Origin of the sequence: Martinezella lusitana, assembly GCF_016901135.1 — a bacterium.
GTDB lineage: Bacteria > Pseudomonadota > Alphaproteobacteria > Rhizobiales > Rhizobiaceae > Rhizobium > Rhizobium lusitanum_D.
In genome coordinates this window covers 484,666-501,407 of the sequence record NZ_JAFEVL010000045.1, presented here as the reverse complement: position 1 = coordinate 501,407, position 16,742 = coordinate 484,666, and the positions used below count along the sequence as shown (strand labels likewise).

At 61.8% G+C, this 16,742-nt stretch carries 15 protein-coding genes; 6 read left to right on the top strand and 9 right to left on the bottom strand.

Annotated elements, in window-relative coordinates:
- Positions 1–4: 4 nt before the first annotated feature.
- From JTP94_RS18175 to murA, 4 genes are all read right to left on the bottom strand, one after another.
- Positions 5–1,525 carry an ABC transporter substrate-binding protein gene (locus JTP94_RS18175; protein ID WP_204851869.1) on the bottom strand — a complete coding sequence of 507 codons (1,521 nt, stop codon included), beginning with the start codon at positions 1,523–1,525 and terminating at the stop codon, positions 5–7.
- 81 nt (positions 1,526–1,606) lie between these two features.
- A complete protein-coding gene (murQ, locus tag JTP94_RS18170) occupies positions 1,607–2,530 on the bottom strand; it encodes an N-acetylmuramic acid 6-phosphate etherase (RefSeq protein WP_204851868.1) in 924 nt (307 codons plus the stop codon).
- Positions 2,531–2,803: 273 nt separating this feature from the next.
- Entirely contained in the window at positions 2,804–3,694 is an 891-nt protein-coding gene (locus tag JTP94_RS18165; protein ID WP_204851867.1) for an N-acetylglucosamine kinase, read from the bottom strand.
- On the bottom strand, positions 3,691–4,947 hold the full coding sequence (gene murA / locus JTP94_RS18160; RefSeq protein WP_204851866.1) for a UDP-N-acetylglucosamine 1-carboxyvinyltransferase: 1,257 nt from the start codon (positions 4,945–4,947) through the stop codon (positions 3,691–3,693). The genes JTP94_RS18165 and murA overlap by 4 nt, the downstream gene beginning before the upstream one ends.
- Positions 4,948–5,175: 228 nt before the next feature.
- On the opposite strand from murA, the gene JTP94_RS18155 reads away from it, so the two are divergent.
- The gene (locus tag JTP94_RS18155; protein ID WP_204851865.1) at positions 5,176–6,036 is read left to right on the top strand and encodes a MurR/RpiR family transcriptional regulator; all 861 of its coding nucleotides are present in this window, start codon (positions 5,176–5,178) and stop codon (positions 6,034–6,036) included.
- Between the two features lie 96 nt (positions 6,037–6,132).
- Complete coding sequence (locus tag JTP94_RS18150; protein ID WP_204851864.1) at positions 6,133–6,909, top strand: SDR family oxidoreductase; 777 nt, start codon at positions 6,133–6,135, stop codon at positions 6,907–6,909.
- A 16-nt stretch (positions 6,910–6,925) separates the two neighbouring features.
- Here the strand turns inward: JTP94_RS18150 and nadC are convergent, their stop codons facing one another.
- From nadC to JTP94_RS18125, 5 genes are all read right to left on the bottom strand, one after another.
- On the bottom strand, positions 6,926–7,783 hold the full coding sequence (gene nadC / locus JTP94_RS18145; protein ID WP_204851863.1) for a carboxylating nicotinate-nucleotide diphosphorylase: 858 nt from the start codon (positions 7,781–7,783) through the stop codon (positions 6,926–6,928).
- Between the two features lies 1 nt (position 7,784).
- A complete protein-coding gene (locus JTP94_RS18140) occupies positions 7,785–9,326 on the bottom strand; it encodes an L-aspartate oxidase (protein ID WP_204851862.1) in 1,542 nt (513 codons plus the stop codon).
- Positions 9,323–10,294, bottom strand: a complete 972-nt coding sequence (nadA, locus tag JTP94_RS18135; protein WP_204851861.1) for a quinolinate synthase NadA — start codon at positions 10,292–10,294, stop codon at positions 9,323–9,325. Before nadA ends, JTP94_RS18140 begins: the two co-directional genes overlap by 4 nt.
- A 69-nt stretch (positions 10,295–10,363) precedes the next feature.
- On the bottom strand, positions 10,364–11,266 hold the full coding sequence (locus JTP94_RS18130; RefSeq protein WP_204851860.1) for an NrtR DNA-binding winged helix domain-containing protein: 903 nt from the start codon (positions 11,264–11,266) through the stop codon (positions 10,364–10,366).
- Between the two features lie 114 nt (positions 11,267–11,380).
- A complete protein-coding gene (locus JTP94_RS18125; protein WP_204851859.1) occupies positions 11,381–12,073 on the bottom strand; it encodes a GntR family transcriptional regulator in 693 nt (230 codons plus the stop codon).
- Positions 12,074–12,203: 130 nt separating this feature from the next.
- Here JTP94_RS18125 and JTP94_RS18120 point away from each other — a divergent pair, with 130 nt between their 5' ends.
- Genes JTP94_RS18120 through araD form a run of 4 tightly spaced genes read left to right on the top strand, consistent with a single transcriptional unit; the run spans position 12,204 to position 16,737 of the window.
- Positions 12,204–13,208, top strand: coding sequence for an ABC transporter substrate-binding protein (locus tag JTP94_RS18120; RefSeq protein ID WP_204851858.1), 1,005 nt, complete (start codon positions 12,204–12,206; stop codon positions 13,206–13,208).
- A 53-nt stretch (positions 13,209–13,261) separates the two neighbouring features.
- Complete coding sequence (locus JTP94_RS18115; RefSeq protein ID WP_204851857.1) at positions 13,262–14,077, top strand: ABC transporter ATP-binding protein; 816 nt, start codon at positions 13,262–13,264, stop codon at positions 14,075–14,077.
- Between the two features lie 4 nt (positions 14,078–14,081).
- Positions 14,082–14,945, top strand: coding sequence for an ABC transporter permease (locus JTP94_RS18110; protein WP_204851856.1), 864 nt, complete (start codon positions 14,082–14,084; stop codon positions 14,943–14,945).
- A 55-nt stretch (positions 14,946–15,000) separates the two neighbouring features.
- On the top strand, positions 15,001–16,737 hold the full coding sequence (araD, locus tag JTP94_RS18105) for an L-arabinonate dehydratase (RefSeq protein WP_204851855.1): 1,737 nt from the start codon (positions 15,001–15,003) through the stop codon (positions 16,735–16,737).
- Positions 16,738–16,742 lie beyond the last annotated feature (5 nt).

The window sequence follows — 16,742 nt, the reverse complement described above, 5'->3', positions numbered from 1 at the left end:
GTCGTCACTTGATCGAGACTTTGGCGAGACCGAACAGCGAGCCTGTCGGCGTCGGCACAAAGCCCTGAACATTCTTCTGCTCGGCCGTGTAGCCATAAGCCGTGTAGAGCCAGATCCAGGGCGAGACTTCGGCGATGTGCGTCTCGAATTCGGCAAAGATCGCCTTGCGCTTGGCCGGGTCGGTTTCGACGCGTCCCTTCTGCATCAGGCTATCGAGCGTGTCGTCGATGTAATTGGCGACCTTCTGCAGATTGCCGGTCTTCGTCCAGTAGCGGTTGTACATGGAATAGGGATCGGCGCTGCCGCCGTTGAGCGCGACCGCCATGTCGAAATTGCCCTTCAGCCAGGTGTCGACGTAGACGTTGAGCTCCATCACCTTGATATCGAGCTTGATGCCGATTTCGGCGAGCTGCGACTGGATGACCTGCGCTTCGGCTGTCGCCGTCGGCGGCTCGCCGGTGGCGGCGATCACGGTCGCCGAAAAGCCGCTGGCAAAGCCGGCATCGGCCATCAGCTTCTTTGCCTTCGCCACGTCGCGCGTATAGCAGAAAAGCTGGCCTGGATCGGTGGCGTAGAGCGGCATGGTCAACGGCCCGGTCACCTTGCCTTCGCCGAGCGCGGCCGTATCCATCACGTCCTTGCGGTCGATGGCACAGGAGATCGCCTGGCGCACGGCCAGCTGATCCATCGGCTTGCGGGAGGGATTGAGCTGCAGGACATTGTAGGAAAGCACAGGCGTGCGGGTGAGCTGCAGCTTCGGCTCCTTGGGCACCAGCGTCGCCACGAGCGGATCGTTCAGGAGCGCGAAATCGATTTGGCCGGTGCGCAGCGAGGCGAGGATCGCCGTTTCATCGGGCAGTACGCTGATATTGATGCCGTCGACGCCGACGGCGCCGCCTGCCCAGTCCTTGTTGGCGCTCAGCACTTCCTTGGAATTCGGAACCCAGCTGTCGAGCTTGAAGGGGCCGGAGCCGATCGCCTTCGTGCCGATGGTGCCGGCGGTAATTTCGCTTGCCGGAACAATCGCCGCATTGAGGCTGGTCATCGCCGTCAGGATCGGAACGTCGGGCTGCGACAGGTTGAACACAACGGTATTGGCGTCGGGCGTATCGATGCTCGCGATCGACAGGAAGTTGGCGCGGGCGACAGCACCGGTCGCCTGGTCGAGAATGCGCTGGAAGGAAGCCTTCACGTCAGCCGAGGTCACCGGTGCGCCGTTCTGGAACTTCGCCTTGGCGTTGAGCTTGAAGGTCAGCTGCTTGCCGTCGGGCGAAAACTGCCAGCTGTCGGCAATGCCGGGCACAATCTGCAGATTGCCGTCGAGGCGAACGAGCGGTTCATAAATCAGCTCCAACAGGCGGATGGAGGAGAACGCCGTCTGCTTGTGCGGGTCGAGCCCGGTCGCGTCCTGCGACCACGCCATGCGCAGCGTCGCTGCCTGCGCCGGTATGGCGACCGCCGCCATGCCTAGTCCTGCCGCCAGCACCACCCCCGAAATCAGTTTCCTTGCAAAATGCCGTTCCATTCCTATCCCTCCGATTTTTTTCAAATGTCCCCGGCCGTTTTTGGCCAATTGATTACGATCGCGGCGCGCCGCGACGTCCCTTTAAGCAGTCTTCGTGTTGATGGCCTTGCGCAGGAACCCATCAGCGTTTTGCAATGCCGTGCGGGCTTCTTCAATGCCCATTCCGGTTATTTCCATGAGAATGGCAAGCTTGACGTCGTTTCCCGTCAGATCGAGGACACGGCGTGCCTCCTGCTGCGAACAGCCGGTTGCCTGCATAACGATGCGCGCGGCGCGCGCCACCAGCTTCTTGTTGCTCGCGCTGACGTCGACCATCAGATTCTGATAGCTCTTGCCGATGCGGATCATGCTTGCCGTCGTCAGCATGTTGAGGATGAGCTTCTGTGCCGTGCCGGACTTCAGGCGCGTCGAACCGGTCAGGATTTCAGGCCCGACGACCGGGGAAATCGCCAGATCGGCGATGCCGGCAATGATGGAATTGGGATTGCACGACAGGGCAGCCGTAAAGGCGCCGATGCTCTTCGCATAGTTCAAGCCACCGATGACATAAGGGGTGCGGCCGCTGACGGCGATGCCAACAACGACATCGTCCTTCGTCAGATTGATCTCTTCCAGTGCCTGACGCCCCTGCTCCGGATCGTCCTCGGCTCCCTCGATCGAGCGCCGCAGCGCATCCGGACCGCCAGCAATCAGGCCGATGACCATGTCCGGCGGCACGCTGAACGTCGGCGGGCATTCGGAAGCGTCGAGAACGCCGAGCCGGCCGCTGGTCCCTGCCCCCATGTAGATCAGCCGACCACCCTTCTGGAAGGCGACGACGATCTGGTTGACGGCAGCGGCGATCGCCGGAATGACCTTTTCGACGGCGATCGGCACCGTCTGATCCGCATAATTAATCTCGCGCAGGATATCGAAGGTCGGCAGCAGATCGATATGCATCGTGTTCGGATTGCGGCCTTCGGAAACCAACTGCTCCAGTTCGGATATCAACTTCTGCTCTGTCATGGGTCTGCTCTCGAAATAACGCTTCGATATCAATAGATAAGGAGATGACAAGCCCGACCGATGAAGCATCGGACCCGCCCCGGCAAAGTTCGGTTTTCAACAAAACGGAAGACTGAAATCAACCAGGATGCAGCCGGCCTTTTCGGCTTCGTTCTGCGCCCATTCCCTGTTTACCTTTATTAACACTATGTCCGTTTATTCCTTCAGTCAATCAAAAAAGGAATAAAATATTCCATTTTATCGTGCTAGAAACCGCCCGCACCAATCTTCCTGTCAACGCTGGCAGATCGCCCTTCTGGCGAGGATGATAGCACCCGAAACCGCATCGCCATCGATGGGCTTGAGGCTGCGGCGCACGTCCGGTGCAAGCCAGGGCTCGAGCGGACTCGCCAGGCCGCCAAGCAGGCAGACACGCGGCGCGCCCTTCTCGAACAGGGTGCGAACCAATGTGTCGATATGCCCTGCCGCGCTTTGTACGATGCGGCGTGCCACGGCATCGCCCTGGTCGGCATGACGAAGAACCATCGGCGCAAGTGTCGCATAGTCGGTGGCGGATGCGCGATCCATCCAGGCCACCGCTTCCATGTGATCGTTCTGGAATCGCTGCATGATCTCGGCCAATAATGCCGTCTTCTGCTCGCGGCCATCATGGGCGCGCAGAGCAAGCTGCACCGCCTTCAGCCCGAGGTAAGCGCCACTGCCCTCGTCCGAGATCGGAAAACCATAACCACCGACCCGCAATTGCCGGCCCTCGACGAGACCGAGCCCGATCGACCCCGTGCCGGCAATGACGATCGCCCCATCGCGGCCGGAATGGGCGCCGAGGCAGGCCCCCTCGCCATCGCTGACGAAATCGATGCTGGCGAAGGGATGCTCTATGGCTCTGAGAGCCGCAAGCGCACCCTTGCGGCTGATACCGGCCAGCCCGACGCCTGCATGGATACGCTTGATATCGGAAGCGCTTAGACCCGCCTCTTCGATTGCGGCATCGAAAGCCCTGGCGATCGACGCCCATGCTTCCTCAATGCCGAGCCGCGTCGTCGCGGGACCGGACAATCCCTGCCCCAATATCGTGCCGGCGGCATCCTCGATGCGGGCGCGGCAGCCGGTGCCGCCGCCATCGACGCCAAGGAAATATGGGGCATTTTCTGCTGCAGCGGTCATGACGTCAGCCGCTCGATATCGGCGCCGCAGAGGCGAAGCTTGCGATCGAGCTGCTCGTAGCCGCGATCGAGATGATAGACGCGATTGACGACGGTCTCGCCTTCCGACACGAGCGCCGCCAGCACCAGCGAGACGGAGGCGCGAAGGTCCGTGGCCATCACCTGCGCCCCCTTGAGCGGCGCACCACCCCGCACGAGAGCAGTCGTGCCCTGCAGGGTGATGTTGGCTCCCAGCCGCATCAGCTCCGGCACATGCATGAAGCGATTTTCAAACACCGTCTCGCGGATCAGCGACGCGCCCTCGGCGCAGCAGGCAAGAGCCATGAATTGCGCCTGCAGATCGGTCGGGAAGCCCGGATAGGGTTCGGTGGTGAGGTCGGCGCCCTTGAGCGGACCGTCTCTCGAAACCACGAGACCACGGTCGCTCGGCCAGACGCTGACGCCCATGGCCTCCAGCGCCTGCACGACCGAGGCCAGATTTTCCAACCGGGCATGGATGAGCTCGAGCTGTCCGCCGGTGATGGCGGCGGCTACGGCATAGGTGCCCGCCTCGATGCGGTCGGGGATGCCGTGGTGTTTGGCGGGACGCCAGCTGGTGTCGCCATCGATCAGGATGCGATGCGTGCCCGCCCCTTCGATCCGCGCACCCATGGCGCTGAGGCAGGCGGCGAGATCGGCAACTTCCGGCTCACGCGCGGCATTCAGGATTTCCGTCTCGCCCTTGGCGGCGCAAGCGGCCATCATAGCCGTCTCCGTCGCACCGACCGACGGCGAGCTCAGCACGATACGGGCGCCCTTGAGCCCATTGGCGGCCGAGGCGACGATCAGGCCGCTTTCGATCGCGATATTGGCGCCCAGGGTCGCCAGCGCCTTGATATGCATGTCGACAGGCCGAGCACCGATGGCACAGCCGCCGGGAAGGGAGACGCGCGCCTGACCGAAACGGGCAAGCAACGGCGCCAGCACCAGGACCGTCGCCCGCATGCGCCGGACGGTATCGTAGGAGGTTTCCTTCGAGACGATGGCGCTCGAATCGATCGTGGTGCCGTGTGCCGCGCGGGTGATGTTCGCCCCATGAAGGGCAATGACGCCAAGCATGTTCTCGACGTCACTCACTAACGGCAGGTTGGTGAGCTCCAGCGGATGTGGGCTCAAGAGCGCTGCCGCGATCTGCGGCAAGGCAGCATTCTTGGCGCCTGAAATCGTCACGGCACCCTGCAACCTTTTGCCGCCGGAGATGCGAAGTCTATCCATGATCAGAACCCGTTGAAGAGAGGTGCGAAGTCCCAGAGACTCCGCCACCTGCTTCTCGCTGAAGACTATTCGCCCATTCCATACTGTCAACGGGAATTGGAATTTTTTATTCCAATTCTCTGTGATAACCTTCATTGCTCGAAGCACGGTTGCCCCGCTTCGCTCAGATGTTATTTTTGGTGTGCTCGTGATGACGCGTGAATCGGCCTCGGCGGCCCGAAGGAACAGATGTCCATCTTAAAGAAAATCAGCGCGCAGCTCGAGACCATGGCGCCCGCCGACCGCCAGATCGGGCAATTCATCGTCGAAAACCCCGACCAGATGTTGCGCCTCTCATCGGCGGCGCTTGCGGTCGAAACCGGCCGCAGCCAGTCGAGCGTCGTCAAGTTCAGCCAGAAGCTAGGCTATGCCGGCTATCAGGAGCTGAAGCTCGCCGTCAGCGAGGCGAAAGCCCAGGAGTGGCCGGCCCCGGCTGGCATGATCCACGGCACGATCGAAGTGGACGACGGCTATCTGACCATCCTGCAGAAACTGTTGGGCAGTAAATTGCAGGCCATGCAGCAGACCATTTCGGTGAATAATGAGGCCGACATCGAAAAGGCGCTGGAAGCCCTCCACGATGCCAGACGCATCCATCTGGCCGGCGTCGGCGCCTCGTCCCTGGTCGCCCGCGACTTTTCCTACAAGCTGATGAAGCTCGGCCGCAACGTCCTGCATGACAGCGACAGCCATGTGCAGATGGCCAATGCATCGACGCTCGGGCCGGACGACCTGCTCTTCGCCCTTTCCTATTCCGGCACCAGCATCGAGACGCTGCGGATCGCCGAACTGGCAAGCCAGCGCAAGGCGACGGTCATTGCCGTTACCGGGCTTCAGGACAATCCGCTCGCCCGTGTCGCCGATATCCGCCTTCATACCGTCGGCGACGAGGATCGCGTCCGCTCTTCGTCGATTACGGCGCGCGACGCACAGCTGATGTTGACGGATTTGCTGTTCATTCTGCTGGTGCAGAAGCAGCCCGATGCCCATGACTATGTCCACAACAGCGAAACCGCCGTCTCCGTGCTGAAGGCCAAGCGCCTTTCGTAGAGACCGGTAAACAAGCTGTGACGGCTGCCACTCTGTACGGCATGGATTTCCGGTCGTAGCTTGCGGACCCTTTTGCAATGCACCCGGAGACATCTCATGGACCTTGGCCTCAAGGATAAAGTCGTTCTGATCACAGGCGGCTCGAAGGGCATCGGCTATGCCTGCGCTGAACTCTTTCTGTCAGAAGGCGCACGCGTCGCCATCTGTTCGCGCGCGCAAGCCAATATCGACACGGCATTGTCGAAACTCTCCGGAGCGCGCGGCTATGTCGCCGACCTGACATCCGACCAGCAAGCGCTTGAAGTCGTCGACAAGGTCGAGGCCGAGATCGGCCCCATCGATATCCTCGTCAACAGCGCCGGCGCCGCGATGCGCACGCCGGTGCAGGACCTGACGCCTTCTATCTGGCGCGCCGCGATGGACGCGAAGTATTTCTCCTACATCAACGTGCTCGATCCCGTGATCAAACGCATGGGTGGGCGCGGCTCTGGCGCCGTCATCAATATCATCGGCAATGGCGGCAAGATCGCCTCGCCGACCCATCTTGCCGGCGGCGCTGCCAATGCCGCTCTGATGCTTGCAAGCGTCGGCCTGGCCAATGCCTATGCCGGCCAGGGCGTGCGCGTCGTCGGGCTCAATCCCGGCCTGACGGAGACGGACCGCGTGGCCGAGGGCCTGAAGGCATCGGCGAAACTGGCCGGCTCGACGGAGGAAGAGGCGCTAGCCGACGCCTTGCGGCGTATCCCGATCGGCCGCATGGCCGATCCAGCCGACATCGCCAATGTCGCTGCCTTCCTCAGCTCGGCCAAGGCCAGCTACGTCACCGGCGTCGTCATCAGCATGGATGGGGCGCAGGTGCCGGTCGTGGTGTGAAGGCCCAAGTGGCGGCTCAGGCCGCCGCCTTCCAGTCCAGCCCGATATCGAGCGTCGGCGCGCTATGCGTCAGCCATCCCACCGAAATGAGATCAACGCCGGAGGCAGCGATCGCGGCAGCGGTTGCCGGCGTGATACGGCCAGATGCTTCGGTGATTGCGCGCCCGGCGACGATATCGACGGCGTTACGAAGCTGATCCGGCGTCATATTGTCAAGCAGCACGGCATCCACACCTTCGGCCATCGCTTCGCGAAGCTGTTCCAGCGTATCGACCTCGACTTCGATCTTGACCATATGGCCCACGCCAGCTTTGGCGCGACGGATCGCCTCAACGACACCGCCAGCAATGGCGACATGATTGTCCTTGATCAGGACCGCGTCATAGAGCGCAAAACGATGGTTCATGCCACCGCCGGCGCGTACCGCATATTTCTCCAGTGCCCTCAGACCCGGCGTCGTCTTGCGGGTGCAGACGATCGATGCCTTCATGCCGGCGATCGCTTCGACAATGCCGCCAGTCACGGATGCGATGCCCGAGAGATGGCCGAGGAAATTCAGGGCGGTGCGTTCGGCCGTCAGCAGGCCGCGCGACGGTCCCTCGATCGTTGCGATCACTTCGCCTGCCTCGACCTTCGTGCCATCAGGCACATGACGGGTCATGGTGATGCCGGGATCGACGAGCTGGAAGGCGAGTTCCGAGGCGTCGAGGCCGGCAACCACACCCGGCTGACGTGTCACCATCGCCACTCTGGAACGATGGGTCGCAGGGATAACGGCTGTAGACGTAACGTCACCGGCAAGGCCGAGATCCTCAAGAAGCGCATTGCGCACCAGCGGCTCGACGATGAGGCGCGGAAGGGGAACGAGGGTCATGTCAGGCGCTCCTGGCAAAGGAATAGGGGATGACGGATCTGGCAATATCCAGGGCATCCGACAGACGCATCATGCGACGCTGCGCATGATGCTGCTTCAGCGGAAAATCGGTGCGGGCATGAGCACCGCGCGATTCCGTCCTCAAGCTGGCAAAGACGGCGATCAGCAGCGCGACGAGAGCCGGATCTGCGGCCGGGCCCTCGCTGTCGAACAGCGGCAGGAGGGCTGCGATCGCGCCATGAATCGCGCCAGCGTTGCGCAGCACGCCAAGATGGCGCGAGACGATCGGCCGAACGAGCGATGGATCGGGTGCCACAACGTTCAGATCGTCTTGCGGCAACTTCGCCGGCTTCGTGTCCAGGCTGCGAATATCATGCGCCGCCCGCATGCCCATGACCGCGGCCTCCAGCAGCGAATTGCTGGCAAGGCGGTTGGCCCCGTGCAGGCCGGTGGAGGCCGCCTCACCCACGACCCATAGGCCGGGCACGGAACTGCGGCCATTCTCGTCCGTGGCCACGCCGCCCATATGATAGTGGACGGCCGGGCGCACCGGAATGAGATCACGCGATGGATCGACGCCGGCCTCGCCGCAAAGCGCGTCGATGACAGGGAAACGCGCCGCGAAACGACTGCCGAGCGCCTGGCGGGCATCGAGAAAGACCCGGCCGCCGCGCGCGATCTCCGCGCTGATCGCGCGCGCGACAACATCGCGGGGGGCCAATTCGGCGCCATCGACCTCAGCCATGAAGCGCTCGTTTTTCTCATTGACGAGCATGGCGCCCTCGCCGCGAACCGCCTCGCTAACGAGTGCTAACGGCCGCCGGCGACTATCGAGTGCCGTCGGATGGAACTGCACGAATTCCATGTCGGCAAGCAGTGCTCCGGCCCGCGCGGCAAGCGCGATCCCCTGCCCGAAATTGCCAACAGGATTGGTCGTGGCATCGTACAGCCCGCCGATGCCGCCCGTCGCAAGCACGACGCGCGAGGATGGCAGGATGACTGCCCCCTCTTCCGTTGCGCACAGCAGGCCGGCGATATGGTCGCCATCCAGCAACAGGCGTTGTGCCCGGTAACCCTCAAGCACCGTGATCGACGGGGTCCGTGCAACCGTGTCAACAAGAGCGCGGACAATGGCCGCACCCGAGCCGTCGCCTTTCGCATGCACGATACGGCGACGTGAATGAGCCGCTTCAAGGCCCAATGATAGTACGCCGGCACCATTGCGATCAAACTGAACGCCAGCCCGCTCCAGTGCAGCGATGGCAGCGGGCGCTTCTGCGACGATGCTCGCAGCCATCTTCAAATCGCAAAGCCCGTCGCCGGCGGCAAGCGTATCGGCCAGGTGCAACGCAGCACTATCGTCGTCACCCATGCTGGCGGCGATGCCGCCCTGCGCCCAGGCGCTCGACGATTCCCCGCCGAGCGCGGCGCGCGTTACGATCACGGTCGGCTCCGGCGCCAAGGTCAACGCCGTCATCAGCCCGGCAAGACCGCTGCCGACGATGACGATGCGGCCGCTTAGTTCCTCGAGGATCTCGCTCATATCGCCAGCATCCTTTCCACCGCGCGACGTGCAGCGACCGCGATCGCCGGATCGATGGTCACTTCATGTTGGCCCTGTTCCAGCGCCTTGCGAATATTGCCGAGGGTGATGCGCTTCATGTGCGGGCAGAGATTGCAGGGCCGGATGAACTCGACGTCGGGATGATGCACGGCGACGTTGTCGCTCATCGAACATTCCGTCAGAAGCACGACGCGTGCCGGACGCCTGTTGCCGACATAATCGGACATGACGGCGGTCGAGCCGGCAAAATCCGCTTCCTTGACGACATCGGGCGGGCATTCGGGATGTGCAAGCACGGTGATACCAGGATAGTTCTCGCGAAGCTGACGCACGTCATCGGCGGTGAAGAGTTCATGGACCTCGCAGTGTCCATGCCAGGCAATGAGCTCGACATTGGTTTCGCGCGCGACGTTGCGCGCCAGATATTCGTCCGGAAGCATCAGCACTCTCGGCACACCGAGCGATTCCACCACCTGTTTGGCATTGCCCGAAGTGCAGCAGATATCGGATGCCGCCTTCACGGCGGCCGACGTATTCACGTAGGTGACGACAGGGACGCCCGGATGCGCCTGCCGCAGCAGGGCGATATCCTCGGGCGTGATCGAATCCGCGAGCGAACAACCCGCCCCCATATCCGGAATCAGTACCGTCTTTTCGGGGTTCAGCAGCTTGGCGGTCTCGGCCATGAAGTGCACGCCGGCAAGCACGATGATATCGGCGTCGACCTCGATGGCCTTGCGCGCCAGCGCCAGGCTGTCGCCAACGATATCGGCAACGCCGTGGAAGATCTCCGGCGTCTGGTAGTTGTGAGCGAGAATGACAGCGTTGCGCCGCCGCTTCAGTTCGAGGATGGCCTCGACATCATCCTCAAACGTCAGCCATTCGGCTTTGGGGATGACACGGCTGACACGATCATAGAGGGAGGATGCGGATACGGGAAGATTCATGACCGGCTCCTTGTTATACTCACTTTGAGCATATTATGCGCAAATAGATATTCTCGATATGAGCATATGTCAATTGCGAGAGAGCGGTAATTTCGTTCCGGCGAATTCGCGTTCTTCGAGGATGGCGTGACGGAAGCGGAAGAGCTTTGCCGGGCGGCCGCCAGTCTCGCTTTCGGAGCCGCCGGTCTCTTCCACCAAGTCCTGCTGCTCGATCAGCCGGCGGAAATTCTGCTTGTGCAGCGTCAGGCCTGCCAGCGCCTCGACGGTTCGCTGCAATTGCAGAAGCGTGAAATTCCCAGGCATGAGCTCGAAGACGACCGGGCGGTACTTGATCTTGGCCCGCAGCCGCGCCATGCCGGTGGCGAGGATACGGCGGTGATCGGCAAACATCGGCCGGCCGAAAGTGCGCGACTGTTCACAGCCCGCCTCAGCGACGATGCCGGCTTCATAAAGCAGTTCGTAGCGCTGCAAAACCATGTCTTCGTTCCATGGGGCGCCGTTCAATCCAAAGGCGAAATCGATACGGCGCCGGCGTTGGTCACGCCTCGTCCCATCGCCGTCGGCCCAGAGCGCAAGGCGGTCGGCGATATTATCGAGAATTGCCGGCCGACCATTGCGATGGTCTTCCCAGGGGAGATATTCGTACCAGCCGTGCCATCCTGGTGAGCCGCCGCCAGGCGCCGCCTGTTCGCGCACCAGACCGAGATAGCTGATCGAGATCGTCCGCCCGCCAAGGATCTCATTGTTTCGGTCGCGATCGGCGAAGGTATAGAGCTGCTCCAGATAGCCGACGGGATGAGCCGTCTGCTCCCTGATCCACTCGCGAAGCCCGCTTTGCAGCGTGCGGTGCCCAAGCTCGAACGGACCGGACGGCAAGGCTTCGCCCGAACGCACCGTCATCACCCTGGGATCATTGCCCGTGACAGCCGTCAGGACCGCGATCAGCTCGGCATGCGCAAGCCCGATGGTCAAGCGAACTCCATGATCTGTTTCATCATACGCTTTCTCGCATGAAGCGAGGCACAAGCCAATGCGCGCGCTTGCGCGCTCCACATGTCCAAGCAGCCTTGAGAGGACTGATTGCGTCTACCGGCTCACATAATCCGGATATTGCTCGCAGATCAGATCGATGATCGACAATGTACCGGAGAGATGCTTGCGCAAGGCTGCAACGGCCGCCTCCGGATCGCCTAAGCGAACGGCATCGACGACGGCCCGATGATCGACGATGATCTGCTCCAACTTGCCCGGCATCGGAAGATTGAGCATGCGCAACCGGTCGATATGCACGCCCTGGCGCCGAACTGTCGCCCACAGACCGAGAATGTCTGCCCTCTCATAAAGTACCCGATGAAAATCCTTGTCGAGCGAATCGAAGAGATCGTAGGTTTCCTGCGACATGACGTGTTTCTGGCGGGCGAGAATGCCCTCCAGGACCGCCGCCGTCTCCGCGGGCGAGTCCACCGCCAGCCGCCGGACAGCTTCCAGCTCGATCGACAATCGCAGGAAATGCGCCTCGATGGCATTGCGGACATCGATCCTTGAGACAACAGTCGCATATTGCGGATAGACCTCGACCAGCCCCTCCTCTTCCAACCGGATCAGGGCATCGCGCACGGGCGTCTGACTGACATTGAACTCACTTTGCAGAGAAATGCGCGATAGCACCGTCGTCGGCGGCAGGCTCATGGAAAGAATACGCGATCTCAGGATTTCCAGGATCTGCGGCGCGACCTGACGGGAGCGGTCCAGGGCGAATTCTTTCGGGTTGAGCTTCACTGGCAGCCTTTCTGATCGAGAGCGTCGATCCATTAAGCACAGTTTAGGGCTTGATGCACTGATACATTAGTGCTTTAGTCCGGCCAAGCCAACTCCATTTCTCAAGGGTTGGATCAATCGGGAGGAATAGATGAGAGGATTTCTTCGCTGTCTGACCGCGGTCGGCGTGATGCTTGCCGGCACTTTTTCAGCCGGCGCCGCTGAAAAGACCGACATTTCGATCACGCGCCAGCCGGGCATTCTTTATCTCGCCAGCCACGTCATGGAGACGCAGAAGCTGATCGAGAAACACGCGGCGGCCGATGGCCTGCCTGGTGTCGCGGTGGAATGGCGCACCTTCAGCGGCGGCGGCGCGCAGACCGATGCACTGCTTTCCGGCAGCGTCGACATCGTCAATACCGGCACCGGCAATCTCCTGCTGCTTTGGGATCGCACCAGGGGCAAGGTCAAGGGCATCGTCACCAATTCCGCCCAGCCGGTCATCATGGTCTCGCGCGATCCGCGCATCCAGTCGCTGAAGGATATCCAGCAGGGCGACAAGATCGCGGTGCCGACAGTCGGCGTTTCGACGCAGGCCATCCTGTTGCAGATGGCCGCCGCGCAGATGTATGGCGACGACCAGGTGCACAAGTTCGATGCCAATACCGTGCAACTCGGCCATCCCGATGCCATGGCAGCGCTTGCCAACCAGACCCATGAGGTCAAGAACCATTTCTCCGCCCCGCCCTTCCAATATCTGGAGCTGAAACAGCCGGGCGTTCACAAGGTCATCGATTCCCGCGACATCATCGGCGGCGAGCTGACCCAGGGCACCTTCTTCACCACGACCCAGTTTGCCAGCGCCAACCCGACGATCATCAAGGCAGTGCGTGAGGCGACGGCGGAAGCGATCGATTTCATCAAAAAGGACCCGAAATCGGCTGTGGAGGCCTATAAGACGGTGAGCGGCGACAAGACTGGTGTCGACGACCTGCTGGCGATCCTCAATGAGCCGCACATGATGGAATTCCGCATGGACCCGCAGGGAACCATGAAATTCGCGGCCCACCTCTACAAGACAGGTGTGCTGAAGACGATGCCCAAGGCCTGGACGGACTACTACCTGCCGGAAGCGGCTGATCTCAACGGCAACTGACGCCTGCGGGCGGCGCGAATGCCGCCTGCAAGCCATTTCGTGGAGGAGCCCTCATGCTTCAGACAAAAATTGCCGACGACAAGCCAACAACAGAAACGGCGACCGAGAAGCCGCTGTTGAATGTCGATAAGGTGACGCTGCGTTACAAGACGCCGAACCTCCTGATCACCGCGACGGAAAACGTCAGCTTCTCGGTTGCCCAGTCCGACCGCTTCGTTCTTCTCGGGCCATCGGGATGCGGAAAATCGACCCTGCTGAAGGCCATCGGCGGCTATATGACGCCGACAGCGGGCCGGATCGAGATCAAGGGGCAGCCGGTCAAGAAGCCCGGCGCCGACCGCATGATGGTCTTCCAGGAGTTCGATCAGCTGCTGCCCTGGAAGACGGTGCTGGAAAACGTGATGTTCCCGCTGACGACGGCGCGCCGCCTGCCACGCAGGGAAGCCGAGGCCATTGCCCGTGACTATATCGAGAAGGTAAAACTCACCCGGGCGGTGGACACCTATCCGCATATGCTTTCCGGCGGCATGAAACAGCGCGTCGCAATTGCCCGCGGCATGGCCATGCAGCCCGATATTCTCCTGATGGACGAGCCTTTTGCCGCGCTCGATGCGCTGACCCGCCGCCAGATGCAGGACGAGCTGCTGCAGCTCTGGGAAGACACCCGCTTCACCGTGATCTTCGTCACTCATTCGATCGCCGAGGCAATCAAGATCTCCAACCGCATCCTGCTGCTGTCGCCGCATCCCGGCCGCGTCAAGGCCGAGGTGCGCGATGTGGAATCGGTCCGCAACGACGCTGCGGCCGCCGCCAAGCTTGAGCAGGAAATCCATCACATGCTGTTTGCCGATCAGGGACACAGGGAGTGAGACCATGAGCGCACCGCAGATCATCCTTGCTCCCGACGCAGCCGAAACGGCTGGCCATATCGCAGCTGTCGAGCAGAAGCTCGGTCCGCTGGAGCTCCTCTGGCAATCCGGTTTCTTCCGCAAATCACTGCTGATCGTCGCCCTTGCCATCATCTGGGAGGCCTATGCCCGACATCTCGACAATCCCCTGCTGTTCCCGACTCTCAGCGACACGCTGACGGCGCTCTACGATCGCTTCGCCGACGGCGTCCTGCCGGCACGCATCTGGACGACACTGAAGGTGCTGGTGACAGGTTATGTGACGGGAACGGTGCTCGCCGCCATCCTCACGGTCGTCGCGATCAATACCCGTATCGGCACCGATTTTCTTGAAACCATGACGGCGATGTTCAATCCGCTGCCGGCGATCTCGCTGCTTCCGCTCGCCCTCATCTGGTTCGGCCTCGGCCCGGCAAGCCTCGTCTTCGTGCTCATACATTCGGTACTTTGGGCTGTCGCGCTCAACACCCATGCCGGTTTCCTCGGCGTCTCCCGCACCCTTCGCATGGTGGGCGCCAATTATGGGCTGACCGGACTTTCCTATGTCTTCCGCATCCTCATTCCCGCTGCCTTCCCCTCGATCCTCACCGGATTGAAGATCGGCTGGGCCTTCTCGTGGCGCACGCTGATTGCCGCCGAGCTTGTGTTCGGCGTCTCCTCCGGCCAGGGCGGCCTTGGCTGGTTCATCTTCGAAAACCGCAATCTTCTCGACATACCCTCGGTCTTCGCCGGCCTGCTGACTGTGATCGTCATCGGGCTTATTGTCGAGAACCTGGTCTTCCAGACGATCGAGCGTCGGACCCTGCAAAAATGGGGCATGAAGGAATGATGCGGCGCATCGATTTATCGCTTCCACCAACATTCGGATACAAGGCTGGAATACAATGAACAGCAGGAAAAAGCCCTCGGAACTGCGCAGTGCCAGATGGTTCGCACCGGACGATCTCAGAAGCTCTGGCCATCGCTCCCGCACCATGCAGATGGGCTATGCACCCGAAGAATGGACCGACAAGCCGGTCATCGCCATCCTCAACACCTGGTCTGATGCCAATCCCTGCCATGCCCACTTCAAGCACCGCGTCGAGGACGTAAAGCGCGGCATCCTGCAGGCCGGCGGCTTTCCGTTGGAGCTGCCCGCGCTGTCGCTGTCGGAAAGCTATGTGAAGCCGACGACCATGCTCTATCGCAACATGCTGGCGATGGAAGCAGAGGAACTTCTGCGCTCGCATCCGGTCGACGGCACTGTCTTGATGGGCGGCTGCGACAAGACCACGCCAGGCCTCGTCATGGGCGCTCTCTCCGCGGAGCTGCCGATGATCTATCTGCCAGCCGGTCCGATGCTACGGGGCAATTACCGCGGCGAATATCTGGGCTCCGGCTCCGACGCATGGAAATTCTGGGACGAGCGCCGCGCCGGCACGATCTCGGAGAAGGAATGGGTCGACGTCGAAGCCGGCATCGCCCGCTCCTACGGCCACTGTATGACCATGGGCACGGCGAGCACGATGACGGCGATCGCCGAGGCGCTGGGGTTGACGTTGCCTGGCGCGAGCTCCATTCCGGCACCGGATGCCAACCATATCCGCATGTCTTCGGCTGTCGGCCGCCGCATCGTAGACATGGTCTGGGAAGATCTCATTCCCTCCAAGATCGTGACGGAAGCCGCTGTCAACAATGCCGTCGCCGTGGCGATGGCGACGGGCTGTTCCACCAACGCCGTCGTCCATCTGATCGCCATGGCGCGCCGGGCCGGAGTCAATCTTTCGCTTGACGATCTCGACACGGCAGGCCGCACCACGCCGGTGCTGGCCAATATCAGGCCGACCGGCAAGACCTATTTGATGGAGGATTTCTATTACGCCGGCGGCCTGCGCGCGCTAATGGCGAAGCTCGCTTCCAAGCTCGACCTGTCGGCACTGACAGTATCCGGCGTCACACTCGGCGAAACGCTCGAAGGCGCTAAATGCTACAATGACGACGTCATCCGCTCGCTCGACAATCCGGTCTACCATGAAGGCTCGCTCGCGGTGCTGAAAGGCAATCTCGCGCCGACTGGCGCCGTCATCAAGCCGGCCGCCTGCGATCCGCGCTTCCATAAGCATCAAGGGCCGGCGCTGGTTTTCGACAGCTATCCCGAGATGAAAGCCGCGGTCGACAACGAAAATCTCGACATCACGCCCGACCACGTCATGGTGCTGCGCGGCGCCGGGCCTCAAGGCGGACCTGGCATGCCGGAATGGGGCATGCTGCCGATCCCCAAGGCGCTCTTGAAGCAGGGGCATCGCGACATGCTCCGCCTGTCCGATGCGCGCATGAGCGGCACCAGCTACGGCGCCTGCATTCTGCATGTCTCACCGGAATCCCATGTCGGCGGACCGCTGGCCTTGCTGCGCAACGGCGATATCATTCGCCTCGATCTAGAAGCGAGGCGCATCGACATGCTGGTCGACGAGGACGAGTTGCAACGGCGGCGCAACGCCTGGGTCAAGCCGACCGAGAAATTCGGCCGCGGCTATGGCTGGATGTTCTCGCGCCATGTGGCGCAGGCCGATACGGGCTGCGACTTCGATTTTCTGGAAACCGGTTTCGGCCCCACGCCGGGCGAGCCCGACATCTATTGATCTTA